Genomic DNA, 386 nt, shown 5'->3' with positions numbered 1-386 from the left:
TTTTGGAAAGAAGACAGACCAACAGCATAAAACAATCAATTATTTAGGTCGCTACTTGAAGCGTCCCCCAATTTCAGGCTCTCGCTTGCATCACTACAGTAAAGGAGGACAGCTGACGTTCGAATACCTCAATCATCGTAGTGGAAAAAAAGAGATGCTGACTTTAACCGCTGAGGATTTGATTTGTCGGCTCATAGAACATATCCCGGATAAACATTTCAAGGAAGCACCAGCGCTTCCTTGCTATGCCAGCATGTTGAAGAAATACGCTAACGTCGATCCGTACGAATGTCTGATCTGCAAAGATGGTTTAGAGTTCGTCAGCTTTAGAGCAGGTGAAAACCTTGAAGAATTGATAAGACAGACGGTATTGGAAGGTCAATTGA

General features: G+C 42.7%; 1 protein-coding gene. It reads left to right on the top strand.

All coding sequences use genetic code 11. The features are described 5' to 3' along the window. Positions 1-386, top strand: a 386-nt coding sequence (locus AACR11_RS08265; RefSeq protein WP_189338769.1) for a transposase, incomplete at both ends; no start/stop codon positions are given.

Source organism: Vibrio sp. L85, from assembly GCF_963871815.1.
GTDB lineage: Bacteria > Pseudomonadota > Gammaproteobacteria > Enterobacterales > Vibrionaceae > Vibrio > Vibrio harveyi.
The sequence above is the reverse complement of the archived record's forward strand: the minus strand, read 5'-3'. Positions and strand labels throughout refer to the sequence as shown.